The sequence below is a fragment of the Pantoea sp. X-Soil-TKNS-1280 genome, from assembly GCF_059730475.1.
The window spans coordinates 169,465-189,227 of sequence record NZ_AP035962.1 but is presented as its reverse complement, the minus strand read 5'-3'; the positions used below and the strand labels follow the sequence as shown (position 1 = coordinate 189,227).

Genomic DNA, 19,763 nt, shown 5'->3' with positions numbered 1-19,763 from the left:
CAAATTTTGCTTATTGACTGATGTAATCCAAAACCCCTCCAGATCGGGTAACAGCACTTTAGCCACACTTAAGATCTAATTTTAAATTCAATGAGTTATGGCAACAAAAATGTGCGCCAGGTATTGTCCGAATCTCTGCTAATCGCCGGTTTTCGGCTGGACGATCGCTGCAAAAAAGACCATGTTTTAATCAACAACAGCAGGAGGCTGTTGATCCGGCCGCGACAACAAGAAAGACAACATAACTCGCTCAGGACTGATTTATGCACACAGAAATTATTAATATCTGGCCGCACGGTGATGCCCCGGGTGCCAGCGACTCACGCGCACAGCCGCAAATTGTCGATCTCGCCAAAGAATATGAACCCTACGATCGCGCCGCCACGGGCGTACGCTGCCCGGAAATGGCGATCTGGCATCCACAGGACTCCAACGGCATCACGCTGCTGGTCGCCCCGGGTGGTGGTTATCAGCGGGTACTCATCGATCGGGAAGGCAGCGCACTGGCAACCTTCTTCACCTCGATGGGATATACGCTGGCGGTGATGACCTACCGTTTACCCTATGACGGCCATCATGAAGGCCCGGACGCCCCACTGGCAGATGCGCAACGGGCGGTACGGGTATTGCGCGAACGCGCGCAGCGTGGGATGAACGGCAAATATATTGTGATGATGGGCTTCTCCGCAGGCGGACATGTCGCCGCCAGCCTCGGCACGCGGTTCGCCGAGAAGATCTATCCGGTGCAGGATCAGGCGGACAGCTTTTCCCCTCGGCCCGACGCGATGGTGCTGATTTACCCGGTGATCAGCATGCGTGATGGTCTGGCACACGAAAGTTCGCGCACCCGCCTGCTGGGCGCCTGGCCGGATCAGAAAACCATTGAGGCTTATTCGCTGGAAACCCGGGTGCATAACCAGACGCCACCGACGTTGCTGATCCACGCAGCGGACGATGAGACGGTATCGGTCAATAACAGCATGGTGTTCTTTAGCGCGCTGCGCGAAAACCAGGTTCCGGCAGAAATTCATTTCTATCAGAAAGGCGGCCACGGATTTGGCATCCGTGGCGTCGCCGATTTGCCGTTAGCCAGCTGGCCGATGTTGGTGACCGAGTGGCTGCGGGCCAAAACCTGACACTTAAGACGACGGCGGAGCCAGCTCGCTACCGCTGGCATTGCCGTCGTTTTTGCCATCATCCGGCGTGGCTGGCGTCACAGGGGTCGCTGGCGGGGCCATCACTTTATCCCAGCCTTCCTGCAACATCTTCACATTGGTCTCCGCTTCCCCTTCCGGCTGAATCAGCACCATGGTCAGCTCCTGCGACAGTTGCTGACGCAATTCCTGATTGAGCTGGTCCCGGGTTAAACCGCCGAGAAACGCCTGGCGCAGCTTCTGATACTGCTCTGGCGCGATATCTACCACCGCATTTTGCTGCGAGCGCAGACGCTGTCCCATCAGAATATCCGTGTCGGTGCGTGCATAGGTAGCGAACAGCTTGTTCAGCTCCAGCAGTTTCTGCGCCATCAGCGCATCAAACTCATCCTGCGGTAAGCCTTTATCACGTACCGACGCCAGCTCTTTCGCCACCAGATTCATATTCTGTTGCAGCGAGGCGTTAGGACTATCCATATTGATGGCGCACTGTGCACGCTGATACAGCACACGGCAATCAAAGCCGACCTGCACGCTTTGCGCTTTGCTATCCCCCAGCGCACGCTGCACATGCCAGAACAACGCCTCACGCGCCAGGTCGCTCTGCCAGTAATGTTCCAGATTTTGCGAATCACGAATTGGCTGCCACGCGGTATCCCACACCAGCGATAAGCGATCCTGACTCATCCCACCGTTCACCAGGTTCACTGGCTGATGCGGCAACGGCGACAACGTCGGCATCGCCGCCGGTGACAGTCGTTTGCCCTGCAGGGACGAGAACGCTTTATTAATCTGCTCCGCCAGGCCGCGGCTATCGACATTACCGACCACGTACAGCGTCATAGCATCGGGCGTGTACCACTGTTGATAAAACGTTTTCAGCTGCGCAATATCCACCGGCGCACGCGGCTGTTGGCCGGGGTCGTGCGCCAACAGCGCGGAGCCTTTCAGACGATAGCGCCACCAGACATCCTGGGTATTGGGTGGCCAGGTGGCGATGGGATCGGACGCGCTCAGAGCGCTTGCCACCACCTGTTCATTCAGCGTCATTTTGCCTGCGGTTGCCGACAGCCAGCTCAGCGCTTCTTTCAGCAGTTCCGGCCGGTTATTGGGCAGGCTCAGATTATATTGGGTGAAATCATACGACGAAATCGCCGGTGGCAATGGACGATGGGGATCCATCGCCTGTTGCCACAGCGCGCGTTGCTGATTGGTGTCGAGCGCGGTGTTATGCACCAACGCCAGACGTGGTAACAAATGGCTGAAACCGGTTTGCTGTGCACTTTCCACCAGCGAACCGGTATTAACGATCAGGCGTAGCTCAATACGGTCACTGGGACGCTGCGGCGTAGTCAGCAGCTGCCAGCTAAAACCATTGTCCAGTTTGCCTTCCTGCCAGGCGGGATCAGGCTGGAGCGTTTCGGCGTGTACGCTGAAACCGGATGCCGCCAGCAGCCATCCGCCAACCAAAAGCCGAATTCTGGTGCCCTGCATGTGAACCCCTATCAAACAGATCAACACTCGTTATCACGGCACGTTCGGTCACACTTAACAGCGACCGGTGCGGCAATTTGCCGCCACGTTTATTCTTCAACTGACTCTTTGACCACAAGATGGCCAGGAAGTCGCGCAACGAGGTGAAAAACCGGGAAAAAAATCAATGGGGTTTATTATGCAAATGCCCGCTGTGAGGGCAAGTCACAGCGGGCATTTCCCGGCAAATTAACGCAATTGCTGCTTTACAGTGAAGATTCTGGTGCGTTTTTTACCTTTTTCGCTGAAGAAAGCGTCTCCTGCAATTGCTGCTCATCCAGCTGACCGACCCACTTCGCCACCACCACCGTCGCCACACCATTACCGACGAGGTTAGTTAATGCACGCGCCTCGGACATAAAACGGTCAATGCCGAGAATCAACGCCAGACCAGCCACCGGCAGATGTCCCACCGCCGACAAGGTGGCGGCCAGCACGATAAAGCCACTACCGGTCACACCTGCTGCCCCCTTCGATGACAATAGCAGCACCACCAACAGGGTGATCTGATGAAAGACGTCCATATGCGCGTTGGTCGCCTGGGCGATAAACACGGCGGCCATCGTCAGATAAATCGAGGTGCCATCGAGGTTAAACGAGTAACCCGTTGGGATCACCAGCCCCACCACCGACTTCTTACAACCGAGGCGCTCCATCTTATCCAGCATACGCGGCAACGCGGATTCTGAAGAGGAGGTACCCAGCACGATCAGCAACTCTTCTTTGATGTAAGCCACGAATTTAAAGATGTTGAAACCGGCAACGCGAGCAATCAGCCCCAGCACCACCACCACGAACAAAATACAGGTGATATAGAAGCAAATAATCAGCTGACCGAGCTGCACCAGTGAGCCGACACCGTATTTACCGATGGTGAACGCCATGGCACCGAAAGCACCAATCGGAGCCAGACGCATAATCATATTGATGATGCCGAAGATGGTTTTAGAGAAGCTTTCGATCACGTTAAAAATCAGCGTGCCTTTATCACCGAGGCGATGCAGGGCAAAACCGAACAAAATCGCGAACAACAGCACCTGCAGGATGTTGCCGCTGGCAAAGGCACCGATCACGCTGTTCGGGATCACATCCAGCAGGAAGGCAACCACACCCTGCTGTTCCGCCTGCTGGGCATAAACGGCAACCGCTTTAGCGTCCAGCGTGGCAGGGTCAATGTTCATTCCCGCGCCCGGCTGAATCACGTTGACCACAATCAGGCCGATAATCAGTGCGATGGTACTGACAATTTCAAAATAGAGCAGCGCAACCGCGCCAGTCCGCCCAACTGCTTTCATGCTCTCCATGCCGGCAATACCGGTCACCACCGTACAGAAAATCACGGGGGCGATGATCATCTTGATCAACTTAACAAAGCCATCTCCGAGCGGCTTCATCTGCGCGCCTAACTCAGGATAAAAATGGCCTAACAGAACGCCGATGCCAATGGCAACCAGCACCTGAAAATAGAGGCTTTTAAACAGCGAGGTTTTCATAACAGGTGTCCAGTGAAGACGGATTTCACCGTCATTTATTTAATAATTTGATGAGGTCGTTGCGGGATCCGGGAAGACCCTGCCGACCTCAGGGAAAATAACATCCGGTTAACAGGATTAATATAGGGTTACATTCCTTACAAAAGTTACAAAACTCTAACTATGAACTGAAACGCTTCAGCAAGTGAGTATTGTGCAATTTCGCAAGGAAAATCAATAAATCAGGTGATTATTCGGTGGGTGATAACTTGTCAAGCCAGCGTTGATTGAAGACATTGAGCGGCAGCGCCTCGGCATAGAGATAGCCCTGACCAATGGTGATACCACGTGCCAGCAGCCAGTCACGTTGTTCGGCGGTTTCCACCCCTTCGGCAATAACATCCAGATGGATAATGTCCGCGATGGCGGCCACGATACGTACCATGGTGTCATCATCCGGCAGGGCGGCGACAAAACTGCGATCCATCTTTAACTTATTGACCGGCAACGCCTTAAACTGGTGCAGATAGTTGAGGTTGGAGTAGCCCATACCGAAATCATCCAGTGCCACAGCCACCCCGGTCTGCTGCAGCATGCGCAGCAACGCCATCGCCTGTTCAGCATCGCCAATCTGCGCGGTTTCGGTAATTTCCAGCACAAAGTTGCCCGGCGTAATACGATGACGCGCCAGTAACCCCTGCAAATGACTGACCACGCTGGGGTCGCGCAGTTGCACCGCCGAGATATTGACGCTGAGCGGGATATTAATGCCCTGCTTCTGCCACGCGGCGATAATGCGACAGGATTCTTCAAACACCCAGCGACCAATGGACGCAATCACGCCAATCTCCTCGGCGCTGGCGATAAACTCTTCCGACAACCCCCAGCTGCCATCTGGCTGACGCATGCGCAACAGCGCTTCCGCTCCGGCCAGTTCCCCGGTCGCCATATTGATTTGCGGCTGCAGATACAGCGCAAATTCTTCATCCTGTAACCCCTGCAAAATGTCATGCTCCTGGGTTAAGCGTTTCTGCGCCCGCTCAGTCAGCGCCGGGTCGAAGAACAGGATCTGGTTTTTACCCTGATGGCGCGCCGACATCATCGCGGAAGTGGCACGATCCAATTGTTCACTGGCAGAAATGGGCGTGTCGTCATGCAACGCGAGACCGATGCTGGCATTAGGCCGCAGCTGCAATTGTTGCAGATTGACCGGCTGGTTGATGCGCAACATCAGATTGCGTGCCAGTCGCATCGATCGAAAAGGATTGTGCGCGCGCTTCATCAGCAGCGCGAAGTCGCTGGGTCCGGTTTGTGCCAGCAGCGTATGGTCATCGATAGTGCTGCGGATTTTCTCCACCAGCGTCAGCATCAGGATGTCGCGCTGCTCATCGCTCAACACGCCGTTCGCGTCCTGCAAGGTTTCGATGCGGATCACCATCACCCCCCAGGGGTTATGACGATGAGGATGGCTGAGGTGCTGATCGAGCAGGGCCAGAAACAGCGCGCGATTCGGCAAATCGGTGACGGCAAAGTGCGTCGTCAGTCGGCTCATTTCATCGTGAATCGACTCCAGTACTTGTTGGTTGCGATTATAACTGCGAATCAACATACCAATTTCGTCGTCGCGATGGTTGTTGGGCAGCGGCAACTTATGCGTCAGGATTGACTGCGGCGGCAACTCCTGCAAATCACGCGAAATATTACGTAGCGGGTGCACTACCAGTCGGTTGATACACCAGCTGATGGATACCGACAAAATCAGTGCCAGCAGCAGATAGGTGGTGATCATCGTTGCCAGGGTACTGAGGATGAACTGATACACCCGGGATGAATCAGCCTGTAATACCAGGTAGGCAATCGGCTTCGGCAGCCCAGTCCGTTCTACCGAATACAGTGGCAGCGTAATTTGTACTGGCAACTCAAACAAACGCGCCACCAGTCGTGGTATCGGCTTCTCCACCTCAAAATCCGCGTGCAGTGTCTGAAACGCATTGGGCAATACCACATCGGCACGAGACAGAATGCCGGCGGGTTTCAGGGTATTAAGAATGCGTTCGGCCTGGGGAATATCGGCTTTTAACACCGCTTCGGACAGCGGCTGACGCACGGTATGCGCCACGTTCTCCATCTGCTGGGCGTAGTCAATCCTGCGCTGCTGCACAAAATGAAATAACTGGATGACGATAAAGATACAGATAGTAACCAACGCCACGGTGGAGACTGTGGCCATCTGCTTAATCGTTAAAGAACGACTGACGCGCAACAAAATCTCTCCTGGCAACTCTTAGCCGTGTTATCAGACAGGAAAATGCGCAGCAAGTATATCCCAGATCACGGTTTTTTTTCGCCGGGAGAAAGTCGAAAAATCGGCTGGCGAGGGGATAAAAGACATTATTCGGATTAATTAACGTACCGGCACCACAAGCGCGATAAATCGCGCTTGTGGTCGTTATATATTTATTGCGGGTATGCCACCCAATCGCCGCCATTAAGACGAATCCAGGGTTTGCCCTGATACATCATCACCACCGCATTATCGTTTTCAGATACCACCGGCGTTTGCGGCAGATTATCAGTCAGCGCTGACATATTCACATTCGGCGCATTAAATACCTGGCCATCCACTACGCGAGAAATAAGCTCCGAAAGCGCCAGCATGCTGGTGGGCGTATTGATGGTCAGGGGCTGGCCCTGATGCGGTGCTTTCATCCCCACAAAGCTGATCCCCACCGGCACATGGGTAATGGCTGGGCTGGGGATATCGCGCAAACCGGACATCTGCATCTTATCGCCCTGCAAGGCGGCACCGTGCTCCGGTACCACCAGCACCATCACGCGCCGCCCGGATTTCTCCAGATTGGTCAGGAAGGTGTCGAGCTGGTCAAACAACACTTTGGCGCGTGGCTGCCAGGGGGCAGTCCGGGTGCTGCCTAATTCACGCGTGCCATCATGCAGCGGGATCAGGTTATAGAAGGTGGCGCTGCGCGCATCGTTGCTCTTGCTGCGTTGATCCAGCCAGCGCTGCATCAGCTGACCATCATTAAACACCGTCGAGCCATCAAACGAGGTCAGTTCCGGCGCGATACCATTTTGCGACATCAGCGGCGCCTGCATATCGCCATAATCACGCAGCTCTTGCAAATAGTTACCGAACACGCCGGTATGATCCATCATCAGTTCCTGTTTGAAGCCCAGTTTTGCCAGGTTATCAAACAGGTAGCAGCGCTGATCGGTGGCTTTATACAGATTGCTGTGAGAGGTCTGTCCGCAACTGGCGCGCAGCAAACGAATTCCCGCCGGGCCGCTATAGCCGGTAGCCGAGTTGTAGTTATCCAGCATAATGTCGAAATGGTGCCACAGCGGATGATTGCGCAGCTGAGCCACATCCAGATCGGACCACGACAGCGAACAAATGTTGATCACCAGAATATCAAACGGCTGTGAGTCAGCAGGCAGGCTGTCCGGGAAATGGGTGACGCGCTGACGTTCGCTGTCGTAGAAACGATTGAGCCAGGCGGTAAGATTGGCACTGGTCGGCGGCGCAGATTGATCGAGCGCATCCGGGGTTTTACCGCCAGCAGCGGGTGGGTTATTCAGCACCACTTCTGGCGTGGCCGCTTTACCGGGCAGCAGATTGAAAGAGGGGCCGGCAATGTTGATCACGTTCAGCCAAATCAGCGCCACCGCTACCAGCACCGTGATGCGAATCCATTGGGCGATAAACAGATACAACACCAGCAGCACAAAAGCCGCGCCAATCATCTCCCAATTGATAAAGCGATCGAGCAGATCCAGCAGGTAAGCGGTGGAAAACCCCGCAACCTGATCGCCCTGGCTAAGAATCGAACTCAGACCCGGCAGCCAGGTATCGTGCCAGAACAGGCCAAAACCAATCGGTATCGACACCCAGTTGCGCAGCCGGTGCCAGCGCAGCGACGATAGCGGAAACAGCAGCCAGGCGAGAAACACCAGGTTGCTCAGCGCATGAAAGTTCAGGTAGCCATACCACAGCAGACCAAACTTAAGCAGAAAATAGAAATTCCAGCCGCCAAGCCCACGCCACCAGCCGCTTGCCAAAGATTTTTTATCACTCATTACGGTTTGGTATCCGTTTTCGTCGTATTCCGTTGCCAGACCCCTTCCGACTTGAGCGCACGAGCAGGCAGCAGGCGCATCAGCAGGCTATTGCTGCTGCGCGGCAGCCAGCGGGCCAACAGGGATTTAAGAAAGAGCAGAATTAATAACAGCAGGATGATGACCTGCACCCAGTCCATTAGTGTCATCAGCGCGGCGCTCCCTCAATATTCAGGCTAATCGGCTGGGGAACCTGCGCCGCGCGTGCATGGGGCGCAGAGGGGGACGGATCCAGGTTTACGGCCACCGGCACGGCAGGCAGATCATGCTGCGTCACCGGCGTCAGCTGCCGCATTTTGTGGACTTCCGACACAATCTGGTTGTCCTCAAACCACACCATACGGTTGCTGAACAACTCGTCATGGGGCAGCGAAAAAATAGATTTCAGCGCAATATCCAAATCGTTAAAGCGACAGGAAGAAAGAAACAGGTAAATACGATCCTCACGTTGCGTCACCAGGTCGCCAAAGCGACGTGGTTTGCACAGGGTCAGGACCTGTTCCGGCTTCAGCTGTGGCACCGGACGTAACGCCACCATCAAACCTTTATCGTTTTCCGGCAGCAGCGTATTTTTCATCAGTTTCTGCACCGCGCTGCAAAAACCCTCCAGCGGCAGATAACCGCGTTGCTGCAACGGCTGCAACGCCTGCATCAGCGCCGGGAGATCTGCCGGGACATGGCGGGTAAATTGCTGGCCCTGAATCCCTTCCAGCGTGGTGAGAAAACGCGACAGGGTTGCCGCTGTCGGCACAATGGCATTGATGCCGCACGCCAGCAGCAGGCGTTCATCGCTGTAGCGCAGGCTGGTATTCATCTCGCGCACCACAATTTTCAGTGCGTTACCGCGTGAACGACGCAAACTATGGACCATCTTCGCCAGCGCATTGATGTCGTGGTTATTGGCGAGGCTGAAGATCACCGTGGCCGCATTGGCCTGCTGCGCACGGGTATACACCCCATCATTATTGCTAAACAATCGCCACTGCGCGGACAGCGGTGGCGCACCTTCCAGCACGCTTTCCTCGGCGAGAAATTGATTCTCATCATTGAGGCTCAGCGGAATATTTTGTTCTGCCTCGCTGGCAGCAATAAACTGCTGGTCGATAAAATTGAGCCGGATAGCGCGGTCAGCTAACAAACGATCGGCGGAATACCACCAGTTAATTCGATATTGCCAGCTATCCTGTTCATACTCTAAATGGGCGACACCATCAATCTGGCGAAAATAACGCTGCAAATGATTGCGCAGGTTAATTATTGATGTACCGGAAGTTATTACCAGCAACGTCATTTGTTTTTCCATTAACAGACGACGCATACGTTTCAGCCAGGCCGTCAACTCCTCTGACGATAATTTTTCCCACTGCACGGTATTACTATAAAACAGCAGCAATCCATTTTTTCTATTCAGCACGCGCGCAAAATCATTAACCAATTGTAACAAGCTGGATTTATTCGACGGCAGCGAAAATAATGGAATGCGTGCCGGTCCGCTTAAAGTATCCGGGGTCAGCAAGGCGCGGGGCTTCTCACCCGAGCTGATCAGGGTTACCGCCTGCTGGTGACTAACCACCTGACGCAGCAACGATCGCGCATCCTCCGGCCTTTGGCTGGTTATCCAGTAAAGCCCTGGCGTTTGCAGCGTAATTAATTCCTGCTGAACCTGTTGCAGGCCGAGCGCATAGAGATTTTTCATATTTGATTCGCGATCTGTACAATCCAGGCTAGTTTATTATAGACGGCAGCGATTGGAACTGTTGAAATAAAAAATAAGCGCACTAACTCAAATCACATTGATCTGTGTGGGTGTTTAGCGTTTTTGTTAACGCTAAACTTATCTCAAATAAATATAACCATTTTTCATCCGTTGTCGTTTTTCCGGTGGCAAAAAAGTAATGAAAACAGAAAATGCCTTTTCGCTGGTATCACATACCAGTGGCGAGCAGGATGACATAAATGCCCTGAGTGAGGCCTTTTCTTTAAAGGCATTTCGCTACATAGATATTGCCCGCGCAGAGCGTCTGAATACCCTGGTGTCATGCTGGCCGCTACTTCAGGAATTAACGGTCGCACAGGAGCCTGAACGCTAATGCCGGTCATTGCTCTTCAGGGGCTGCGCGGCGGCTGTGGTGCCACTGCGCTCTGCGCCGCGCTCGGCTGGGCGCTGAACGCATTGCAGGAATCGGTGCTGGTCATCGATCTTTCCCCTGCAAATCAACTGGCTACTCACTTTAATCTTCCCGTCATGGAACCGGCAGGCTGGGCACCCGCACTGCTCGCTAATCAACCGTGGCAACACCAGGCACAGCGTTACCTGCCAGGGCTGGATTTCCTGCCATTCGGCGCATTAACCCATCAGCAGGGGTTAAGCATTCGCACTGCCGGAGAGAAATTTGCTGAACCGTTGCTTAATGCTTTACCGCCACTGCAATCACAATACCGCTGGTTGATTATGGATATCCCGGCGGATGTATCGCTCTGGCATCTGCCTTTTCTGCGCGCCGCTGATCGGCTGGTGCAGGTATTGACCCCGGATGCCAACTGCCAGTTGCGTCTGCATCATCCACATTTTTTGCCGCACACCCTGTTTTTAATCAACCAGTTCAACGCCAACAGCAGACTTCAACAGGATCTGCATCAGCTGTGGATCAGTTCGCTGAACAACCTGATTCCCCAGGTGATCCATCGGGATGAGGCACTGGCGGAAGCGCTGATGATGAAGCAGCCGGTGGGTGAATATCGCCCGCACGCCCTCGCCAGCGAAGAGATAAACACCCTGGCCAACTGGCTGCTGCTCAACGTGGCAGGAACGGATAAATGAACCCGCTGCGTTGGTTGCTGGTGCCACAGGCGTGGCAGGCGCTGCAACAGCGCGCCCAATCCGCTCGCCAGCACGGTGCCGGCTGGCCGACCATCATTCTGCATCTGATGTGGTGTGTGCTGGCCTGGTCGCTGCTGCGCCTGGAAACGCCGGGCTGGCAGCGTATTCTGCAACAGCGTCAGCGTTACTATCCGCAGATTTCTCCACAGCGTCCGCGTCCGCTCGATTTTCTGCGCTATCTGTTGCAAAGCCTGTGGCTGCTGCTGGTGCTGCCGCTGGATGACAACCCGCGCAGCGAACGTCAGCGCTTCAACGCGTTTCAGCCCCTGTTCCGCTGGCGTCAGCAGTTGTACCGCTGGCTTGGCGCGCTGCCGAGCAGGCTGGAGCAGCATCGTCTGACCCTGCGTTGCGAACAGCGTCTGCAGCGCTTACCACCGCGCCTGCGCCAGCTGCTGTTTATTACCGCCGCCATTACCGCCAGCCTGCTGGCGTTGCTGTGTATTTCACAGCCATTCGGCATCATGACGCAGTTTGTTTTCGTGCTGTTGCTGTGGAGCCTGGCGATGCTGGTACGCCGCGTACCAGGACGACTGTCCACCATCATGCTGATTGTGCTGTCGCTCACCGTCTCCTGTCGCTATCTGTGGTGGCGCTATACCGAAACCCTCAACTGGGATGATCCCCTCAGCCTGGCGTTCGGCCTGCTGTTGATTGGCGCAGAGACCTACTCCTGGACGGTGCTGGTGCTGGGCTATTTTCAGACATTATGGCCGCTCAATCGCCAGCCGCTTTCTATGCCTGCGGATATTTCCAGCTGGCCGAGCGTCGATATCCTTGTGCCGACCTATAACGAGCCACTTAGCGTGGTGAAACCGACCATCTATGCCGCCATGGGTATCGACTGGCCGCGGGATAAGCTGACTATCTATATTCTCGATGACGGTACGCGTGACGAGTTCCGCGAGTTTGCCGCCACAGTCGGCGTGCAATACGTGGTACGCCCGACCCGTGAACATGCCAAAGCGGGCAACATCAACCATGCGCTGAAAACCCGCTGTCGGGGCGACTACGTGGCGATATTTGACTGCGACCATGTACCGACACGTTCGTTTCTGCAACTCTCTATGGGCTGGTTCCTGCAAGATCACCAGCTGGCGATGTTGCAGACGCCACACCACTTCTTCTCCCCCGACCCTTTTGAGCGCAACCTCGGACGCTTCCGTCAGACGCCGAATGAAGGTTCGCTGTTTTATGGTCTGGTGCAGGATGGCAACGATACCTGGGACGCGGCGTTTTTCTGCGGCTCCTGTGCAGTGCTGCGTCGTAGCGCGCTGGATGAAATTGGCGGCATCGCAGTGGAAACCGTCACCGAAGATGCGCACACCTCGCTGCGCCTGCACCGGCGCGGCTATACCTCGGCGTATATCCGCATTCCGCAGGCTGCCGGGCTGGCGACCGAAAGCCTGTCGGCGCATATCGGCCAGCGCATTCGCTGGGCGCGCGGCATGGTGCAGATTTTCCGTCTGGATAACCCGCTGTTCGGCAAAGGGTTAAAACTGGTTCAGCGCCTGTGTTACGCCAACGCCATGCTGCATTTTCTTGCCGGGATTCCGCGGCTGATCTTTCTACTGGCCCCACTGGCATTCCTGCTGTGCCACGCCTATATCATCTACGCTCCGGCGCTGGCGATTGCCATCTACGTGCTGCCGCATATGCTGCACACCAGTCTGACCAACTCGCGTATTCAGGGACGCTGGCGGCACTCATTCTGGAGTGAAGTGTATGAAACGGTGCTGGCCTGGTATATCGCCCGCCCCACCACGGTGGCACTGTTTAATCCACACAAAGGTAAATTCAATGTCACCGCCAAGGGGGGTCTGGTGGAAAAACGCCATCTCGACTGGGTGATCACCAAACCCTACATGATTCTGGTGCTGCTGAATCTGGCGGGCATCGTGATGGCCTTCTGGCGCATGGCTTACGGTCCGTCCAACGAAATCCTCACCATCTGGGTCAGCCTGGTTTGGGTGATCTACAACATGGTCATCCTTGGCGGTGCGGTGGCGGTGTCGGTTGAAGCCCGGCAGATTCGCGAAGCCCATCGCGTCGAGATTGCCATGCCCGCCGCCATTGCGCGTGAAGATGGTCATATGGTGCCGTGCACGCTGCGTGACTACTCGGACGGTGGCGTCGGCGTAGAGCTACGCGAAGCGGATGCGTTGCAGGAAGAGGAGCCGGTATGGCTGCTGCTGCGCCGCGGTCAGCAGGAGTTCAGCTTCCCCTGCCAGGTGCAACGCGTATTTGGTCGCCGCGCCGGTATCCGCCTGCATCAACTCACCACCGAACAACACATTGAATTTATTCAATGTACCTTTGCCCGCGCCGATACCTGGGCGCTGTGGCAGGACGGATTCCCGGAAGACAAGCCGGTGCAAAGCCTCGCCGACATTATGGTGCTGGGCTTTAAAGGCTATCTGCGTCTGGCGGAGTACGGGCCGCCGCAGCTGCGTCGTTTATTCAGCCTGCTCACCCGACTTCTGGGCTGGCTGGCATCACTGCTGCCGCAGGGTATTGGCCGCGTGAAAACAGAAAACACTCATTAAGTGATATGACCATGACGAGAAAACTGAGTTGGTTCACCGCCCTGCTGCTGGGCACCGCCACTGTGGCGCAGGCCGCACCGCAGCCCGCCGCCCCGGTTGCACCCCAGGCCGCAGTTCAGACCGCGCTGCCGGTGGCAAATGACCTGCTGATGCCAAATGCGCCGCTGCGTGCCAGCCAGTTGCTGTTCAATCAGGTTGCGCCACCGCCGGGCAGCATGACATTACGCGGCACGGTGCCAACCAGTCAGATTGAATTTGGCGTGCGCAGTGATGAAGTGGTGACACGCGCACTGCTGACCCTCAACTATCGTCCGTCACCGGCGTTAATCCCGACGCTGTCGCAGCTTAAGGTCTATCTCAACGATGAACTGGTCAGCCTGATCACCCTCACCGCCGATCAGCTCGGCAAAGAGAACCAGGCTCAGCTGGCGATTGATCCGCGCTTTATCGGCGACTTTAACCGCATACGACTGGAACTGGTCGGCCACTACGCCAACGTGTGCGAAAACCCGGCCAACAGCACCATCTGGCTGGATATCGGTAAAGAGAGCAAGCTCGACCTGACGCTGCAAAAGCTGCCGTTGAAAAACGATCTGTCGCATTTCCCGGAACCTTTCTTTGATAGCCGCGACAGCCGTCCGTTACAGCTGCCGATGGTGTTCCGCAGCGCACCAGACCTGCAACAACAGCGCGCCGCTGCCATCCTCGCCTCTTACTTTGGCAGCAAAGCGCAATGGCGCGGCCAGACCTTCCCGGTGCTGTATAACCAGCTGCCGAAGGAACAGCACGCGGTGGTGTTCGCCACCAACGACCAACGCCCCGATTTCCTGAAGGATATGCCACCGGTGGATAAACCCACGGTGACGATGGTCAGCCAGCCGGATAACCCGTATGAGAAAATGCTGCTGATCCTTGGCCGTGATGACAAAGATTTGCTGACGGCGGTGGAAGGGATTGCGCAGGGTGAACTGCTACTGCGCGGCGATAGCTCGACGGTGGATAACGTCAAACTGCTGGCACCACGCCAGGCCTACGATGCGCCGAACTGGGTACGCACCGACCGTCGCACCACCTTTGGCGAACTGACGCAGTACCAGAACCAGCTCCAGGCAGACGGCCTGCAACCCAATCCGATCGCCCTGACACTCAACCTGCCACCCGATCTGTTCCTGGTACGCGCACGCGGTATCGATATGGACCTGATTTACCGCTACACCTCGCCGATTCAACAGGATGGCTCGCGTCTGGCGGTTCATCTGAACAACCAGTTTATGCAGGATTACCCGCTGACGCCGAAAGACACCGCGGCGAAGCAGATGCTGCACATTCCGCTGATTCAGGGGTTGCAGGATAGCAGCCGCCAGCTGACCATCCCGGCGTTGCGCCTTGGCGTGGTTAACCAGCTGCGTTTCAACTTCGACTACGCCAACACCTTTATTGGCGGCACCGCCGATGGACGCTGCGAAACCGTCACCGCCGTTGACCATCATGTCGTGATTGACGATCACTCCAGCATCGATTTCTCCGGCTATCGTCATTACATCGAAATGCCGTCACTGCGCGCCTGGGCCAACGCGGGCTTCCCATACAGCCGCTACGCCGATTTGGCGCAGACGCTGGTACTGGTGCAGCCGAAACCGAACAACAGCGAAGTCACCACCCTGCTGAATGCGATTGGCAGCATCGGTGCGCAAACCGGTTATCCGGCGCTGCGCGTGCAGGTCAGCGATGACTGGAGCAAAGCGAAAAACACCGATGCCGATCTGCTGATGATCGGCAGCATCCCGGACGATCTCCAGGACGACCGCAAGATCAACGCTCTGGTCGCTGCCGCCCGCAGTTGGATCAATATGCCAACCCGCCAGGTCAGCGCACCGAATATTCACGCCTCCGCCGCTGACCGCGCTGTCGAGAGCCAGACCACCATCAGCTCACGCGGGCCAATGGGGGTGATTGTCGGCTTCCAGTCTCCGTTCTTTGATCAACGCAGCGTGGTGGCGCTGCTGGCCGACAGCCCGCGCGGCTGGGATTTGCTCAACAACGCGATGCAGGACAGCGGCAAGCGCGCCGCCATTTTTGGTGCCGCCTCGATCATCCGTGAATCGGGCGTTTACAGCCTGCGCGTCGGCAATACCTACTACGTTGGCCACCTGCCATGGTGGGAGCGTCTGTGGAATATGCTGGCGACCCATCCGGTGTGGCTGGCGGTGTGCGCGACCCTGGTTGTGCTGCTGTTTGCGCTGATGACATGGCGTCTGATGCGTATGGTGAGTCGCCGTCGTCTGGCTGAAGACGAAGACGATGAATAAAGCACGCGCGTTGCGGGTCAGCTTGCTGCTGAGCAGCACGCTGGGCATGCTGGCAGGTGCGGTCGCCGCCCCGGCTGGCCCGCAGGTGTCGCCGGTCGAATGGCTGCTGATGCAGATTCGCACCGGTGAATCGACCAACAAGTACGATCTGGTACAGCAGTCGCTGTACCGGCTGGAAAAAATCGACCCTGATAATCCCCAGGTGCTGGCAGCGCAGATCCGTATGGCGCTGCGTCAGGGCGATCAGACCAAAGCCCGGCAGCTGCTGGATGAACTGAAACGTGTGGCACCACAATCCGCTGCCGCCCGGGAATCCGCAGCCGGTCTGGCGTTGACCACAAGCGTTGGTCGCCAGCAGCTGCAACAGGCACGACTGCTGGCGGCTGCGGGCCGCCTCCCTGAAGCCAAAGCCGCCTGGGACGCGCTATTTCACGGCGTCTTCCCGGATGTCACCACCGAGCTGGAGTACTGGCAACTGGTGGCGCGTCTGCCCGGCCAGCAGATGACGGCGTACCGTCAGTTGCAGAAGCTGGAGCAGCGTTACCCCGGCAATATTGGCGTGGAACTGCAACTGGCGCGCATGGCATTTGATAACAATCAGCCGGGTGACGCGCTGACGCAACTGCGCAGCCTCGCCAAACGCGATGGTGGCCGTGATGCCGCCTCCGAGCTTTGGCTGCAACAGATTCAGAATCAGCCGGTCAGCGATCGCAGCGTCGCCAGTCTGCAACAATATCTCAGCATTTTTACCTCCGGCGATGCGCAACAGCGCGGACAGCAGGAGCTGGCACGGCAGCAAAAACTGCTGGCCGATCCGGCGTACCGTCAGCGCATGCGTGGGCTGGCGCTGGTCGATGCTGGCGGTGGCGCAGGGGCAATAGCCTCATTGAGCGCAGCGCTGAAAGCCACACCTGACGATGCCGAACTGATGGGCGCGATGGGCCAGGCCCAGGCGCGCGCCAATAACCGTGCCGCCGCCATTAGCTGGCTGGAAAAAGCGATCAAAAACGGCCAGTCCAGTACCCAGGTGGGCAAATGGCAATCGTTGCTGCAAACCAACCGTTACTGGCTGGCGATCAACAGCGGGGATAACGCCCTGAAGAAAGGCGATATCGCCGGGGCGGAACGTCAATATCGCTACGCCCAGGCCATCGACAGTCGCGACAGCTGGGCGTTGATTGGCCTGGGCGATGTGGCGCAGGCACGCCACAACAGCGCGCAGGCGGAACAATATTGGCAGCAGGCGCTGCGAATGGATCGCAGCAACAGCACGGCACAACGCCGTCTGACGGCACTGCGCCGTGACCGCCTGCTCGCCGAAGCGGATGCGCTGGCACAACAGGGCCAGTGGCATCAGGCGGTGGTGAAGTATCGCCAGGCAGCGCTGGTGATGCCTGACGACATCTGGCTGTCGTACCGGCTGGCGGGGGCACTGCGCAACAGCGGAGAAGCCGCCCAGGGCCGCGCAGTCATCGACAATATGGTGCGCCAGCATCCGCAGGACCCCGGCGCTGCCTACGCGCAGGCACTGTGGCTGTCCTCCGGTGATGAGGATGACGCCGCGCTGGCGGCGCTCAACCGTCTGCCGCAGGCGCGCTGGGATGACAATATGCGTGGGCTGGCTGAGCGCCTTCATCAGCAGAAAGTCCTCGCCCGCGCCGACCGGGCGCTGGAGCGTGGCGATGCACGCAGTGCGCTGGCGGCTTATCAGCAAGTGCTGCAACAGGATGCACACAACAATGACGCCGCGCTGGGACGTATCGAAGCCTTGCTGGCACTGCATCGCCCACAGGAAGCGCGCCAGGCGTTGCAGCAATTACCGGCCAGCGTGGCGCAGGAAAGCCTCAACAGCGGCCGTCGCGTGGCGCTTGCCTGGCAGAACAGCGGCGACAGCGAGCGAGCGCAGCAGCTGTTTAGCGAGCTGAAAAACCGTGCGGCCAACGAAGCGCCGTCGCAGGGGAAAGCACTGGTGTATCGCGATGCCGCACGGCTGGAAACGCAGCGGCAACAGCCCGCCCAGGCGCAGCAGGACTATCGCCAGGCGATGGCCGCCAGCGGTATCAGCGACGTTGTCCCCACAGATAATGACAGCTACACCCGGTTAACCCGTAACCAGCCGGATGATGACTGGCTGAAGCGCGGTATCCGCAGCGATGCCGCCGATCTTTATCGTCAGCAGGACACGACCTTCACGCTGGAGCAGGATTACTCACGCGATAAAGGCAGCGGAGGACGTTCAGACTTCACCGCCCACACCACCATGATGCAGGCGGAAACACCGCTTGCTGATGGTCGTAGCTTTGTGCGCGTCGATCATGTGCTGGTTTCGGCTGGCACCTTTGCGACGGAGAACGGCAGCCACAACGACCGTTTCGGCAGCTGTAACGATGACAACTCTGGCGGCTGTCGCCGTGATTTTACTCAGCGCGCCGAAGGCACCGCGCTGGGTATTGGCTGGCATAACGATCGCTGGTCAGCCGACGTGGGCACCACCCCGCTCGGCTTTGAGGTGACCAACTGGGTTGGCGGCCTGAGCTGGAAAACCGATGTCGATGATATCGGCGTGACACTGACGGCTTCACGTCGTCCGATTGCCAGTTCGCTGCTGGCATATGCCGGTGCGCGCGATCCGGCCACCAACGGCGGCAAAACCTGGGGCGGCGTGGTCGCCACCGGCGGTTCGCTCGGTCTGAGTTACGATCAGGGCGGCGCACACGGGGTATGGGCCGATCTCAGTGCGCATCAGCTCACCGGTGAAAACGTCGCGGATAACACCCGTGAACGTTTGATGGCCGGTTATTACTACAAGCTGATTAACGAGGACAATCGCCGCGCCACGGTTGGCCTGAACACGATGCTGTGGCACTACCAGAAGGATTTAAGTGATTACACCTTTGGTCAGGGCGGTTACTACAGCCCACAGCAATATTTGTCGTTCTCGGTGCCGGTCACCTATCGCCAGCGTACTGAGAACTGGTCATTTGATCTCGGCGGCTCGCTGTCGTGGTCGCATTCGCAGACCGACGCGCAGCAACGTTACCCGGTCAATCCAGGCTTTGTACTGGCATCGAACCCGATGTCGGACAGCAGCTCCGGCAGCGGTTTTGGTTATACCTTGCAGGCGATTGTGGAACGTCGATTAACGCCGCACTGGTTTGTCGGGGTAGCGATGGATATTCAGCAGGCGAAGGATTACACCCCGAGTCATGGGTTGCTGTATGTGCGGTATTCGATGGCGGGCTGGAATGGTGATATGGATATGCCGCCACAGCCGTTGATCCCCTACGCGGATTTTAAGTAGCGGGTGGGTTCCTGCAAGCAGCGGCCTGGATCTGAGAAGGTTCCGCCCGCCAGGCTTTAGGTAGTTTCAGGGCCGCCTGTGCAGGCGGACGGGCAAAGGTCCGATGGCGCGGACCTTTGCAATCCGCGCCCTGCGGCGTCCTCGCGCAGCGCTACGCGCTGTTCCCTCGCTTATCTCTCAGGCCTGACGGACCGCGCGGATTCGCCATCCATGGCTCATGCCGCCCTCTCGCCGCATCCATGCGGCTCGTCCTGGCCTTCACTCTGCACTCGGCGCTGCGAATGCCGCCAACACCCCCGCCTGCACGCCCGGCGCTGTCTGCATTGCGCGATAAATCGCGCCGCTACGTTACGTGCAATCCTTTGTAGCGGCGCGATTTATCGCGCGAAAAAGCCGCGAAGCGGCGAGGCAGGCGGCGCAAGGCCGGGGAATGCAA

12 protein-coding genes are annotated in these 19,763 nt (G+C 57.1%); 6 read left to right on the top strand and 6 right to left on the bottom strand.

Annotation, left to right across the window (positions count from 1 at the left end):
- Positions 1-263: 263 nt before the first annotated feature.
- A complete protein-coding gene (locus AC6I8X_RS00850) occupies positions 264-1,136 on the top strand; it encodes an alpha/beta hydrolase (RefSeq protein ID WP_299455447.1) in 873 nt (290 codons plus the stop codon).
- A gap of 3 nt (positions 1,137-1,139) precedes the next feature.
- Here the strand turns inward: AC6I8X_RS00850 and AC6I8X_RS00845 are convergent, their stop codons facing one another.
- The 6 genes from AC6I8X_RS00845 to bcsE form a co-directional block, all read right to left on the bottom strand.
- The gene (locus AC6I8X_RS00845; protein WP_497840411.1) at positions 1,140-2,648 is read right to left on the bottom strand and encodes a M16 family metallopeptidase; all 1,509 of its coding nucleotides are present in this window, start codon (positions 2,646-2,648) and stop codon (positions 1,140-1,142) included.
- A 245-nt stretch (positions 2,649-2,893) separates the two neighbouring features.
- Positions 2,894-4,180 carry a dicarboxylate/amino acid:cation symporter gene (locus tag AC6I8X_RS00840; RefSeq protein ID WP_299455451.1) on the bottom strand — a complete coding sequence of 429 codons (1,287 nt, stop codon included), beginning with the start codon at positions 4,178-4,180 and terminating at the stop codon, positions 2,894-2,896.
- Between the two features lie 229 nt (positions 4,181-4,409).
- Positions 4,410-6,422: a biofilm formation regulator HmsP gene (hmsP, locus tag AC6I8X_RS00835; RefSeq protein WP_313683893.1), complete on the bottom strand. Its 2,013-nt coding sequence runs from the start codon at positions 6,420-6,422 to the stop codon at positions 4,410-4,412.
- A gap of 194 nt (positions 6,423-6,616) precedes the next feature.
- A complete protein-coding gene (gene bcsG / locus AC6I8X_RS00830) occupies positions 6,617-8,254 on the bottom strand; it encodes a cellulose biosynthesis protein BcsG (protein ID WP_497840410.1) in 1,638 nt (545 codons plus the stop codon).
- The gene (gene bcsF / locus AC6I8X_RS00825; protein WP_084871687.1) at positions 8,254-8,442 is read right to left on the bottom strand and encodes a cellulose biosynthesis protein BcsF; all 189 of its coding nucleotides are present in this window, start codon (positions 8,440-8,442) and stop codon (positions 8,254-8,256) included. The genes bcsG and bcsF overlap by 1 nt, the downstream gene beginning before the upstream one ends.
- Entirely contained in the window at positions 8,442-9,989 is a 1,548-nt protein-coding gene (gene bcsE / locus AC6I8X_RS00820) for a cellulose biosynthesis protein BcsE (protein WP_313683884.1), read from the bottom strand. The genes bcsF and bcsE overlap by 1 nt, the downstream gene beginning before the upstream one ends.
- A gap of 199 nt (positions 9,990-10,188) precedes the next feature.
- Here bcsE and bcsR point away from each other — a divergent pair, with 199 nt between their 5' ends.
- From bcsR to bcsC, 5 genes are read left to right on the top strand one after another with little or no spacing between them, the layout of a single operon-like run.
- The gene (bcsR, locus tag AC6I8X_RS00815) at positions 10,189-10,383 is read left to right on the top strand and encodes a cellulose biosynthesis protein BcsR (protein WP_313683882.1); all 195 of its coding nucleotides are present in this window, start codon (positions 10,189-10,191) and stop codon (positions 10,381-10,383) included.
- Positions 10,383-11,114 carry a cellulose biosynthesis protein BcsQ gene (gene bcsQ, locus AC6I8X_RS00810; protein WP_497840409.1) on the top strand — a complete coding sequence of 244 codons (732 nt, stop codon included), beginning with the start codon at positions 10,383-10,385 and terminating at the stop codon, positions 11,112-11,114. Before bcsR ends, bcsQ begins: the two co-directional genes overlap by 1 nt.
- On the top strand, positions 11,111-13,717 hold the full coding sequence (gene bcsA, locus AC6I8X_RS00805; protein WP_497840408.1) for a UDP-forming cellulose synthase catalytic subunit: 2,607 nt from the start codon (positions 11,111-11,113) through the stop codon (positions 13,715-13,717). The genes bcsQ and bcsA overlap by 4 nt, the downstream gene beginning before the upstream one ends.
- 11 nt (positions 13,718-13,728) lie before the next feature.
- Positions 13,729-16,026, top strand: a complete 2,298-nt coding sequence (bcsB, locus tag AC6I8X_RS00800) for a cellulose biosynthesis cyclic di-GMP-binding regulatory protein BcsB (RefSeq protein WP_313683876.1) — start codon at positions 13,729-13,731, stop codon at positions 16,024-16,026.
- Positions 16,019-19,327, top strand: coding sequence for a cellulose synthase complex outer membrane protein BcsC (gene bcsC, locus AC6I8X_RS00795; RefSeq protein ID WP_497840407.1), 3,309 nt, complete (start codon positions 16,019-16,021; stop codon positions 19,325-19,327). Before bcsB ends, bcsC begins: the two co-directional genes overlap by 8 nt.
- Positions 19,328-19,763 lie beyond the last annotated feature (436 nt).

What these genes read in the sequence shown, in the direction of transcription:
- AC6I8X_RS00845 (WP_497840411.1), bottom strand. Translation starts at nt 2,648, where the DNA reads ATGCAGGGCACCAGAATTCGGCTTTTGGTTGGCGGATGGCTGCTGGCG.
- bcsE (WP_313683884.1), bottom strand. Translation starts at nt 9,989, where the DNA reads ATGAAAAATCTCTATGCGCTCGGCCTGCAACAGGTTCAGCAGGAATTA.
- bcsG (WP_497840410.1), bottom strand. Translation starts at nt 8,254, where the DNA reads ATGAGTGATAAAAAATCTTTGGCAAGCGGCTGGTGGCGTGGGCTTGGC.
- bcsQ (WP_497840409.1), top strand. Translation starts at nt 10,383, where the DNA reads ATGCCGGTCATTGCTCTTCAGGGGCTGCGCGGCGGCTGTGGTGCCACT.
- bcsC (WP_497840407.1), top strand. Translation starts at nt 16,019, where the DNA reads ATGAATAAAGCACGCGCGTTGCGGGTCAGCTTGCTGCTGAGCAGCACG.
- bcsA (WP_497840408.1), top strand. Translation starts at nt 11,111, where the DNA reads ATGAACCCGCTGCGTTGGTTGCTGGTGCCACAGGCGTGGCAGGCGCTG.
- bcsR (WP_313683882.1), top strand. Translation starts at nt 10,189, where the DNA reads ATGAAAACAGAAAATGCCTTTTCGCTGGTATCACATACCAGTGGCGAG.
- AC6I8X_RS00850 (WP_299455447.1), top strand. Translation starts at nt 264, where the DNA reads ATGCACACAGAAATTATTAATATCTGGCCGCACGGTGATGCCCCGGGT.
- AC6I8X_RS00840 (WP_299455451.1), bottom strand. Translation starts at nt 4,180, where the DNA reads ATGAAAACCTCGCTGTTTAAAAGCCTCTATTTTCAGGTGCTGGTTGCC.
- bcsF (WP_084871687.1), bottom strand. Translation starts at nt 8,442, where the DNA reads ATGACACTAATGGACTGGGTGCAGGTCATCATCCTGCTGTTATTAATT.
- bcsB (WP_313683876.1), top strand. Translation starts at nt 13,729, where the DNA reads ATGACGAGAAAACTGAGTTGGTTCACCGCCCTGCTGCTGGGCACCGCC.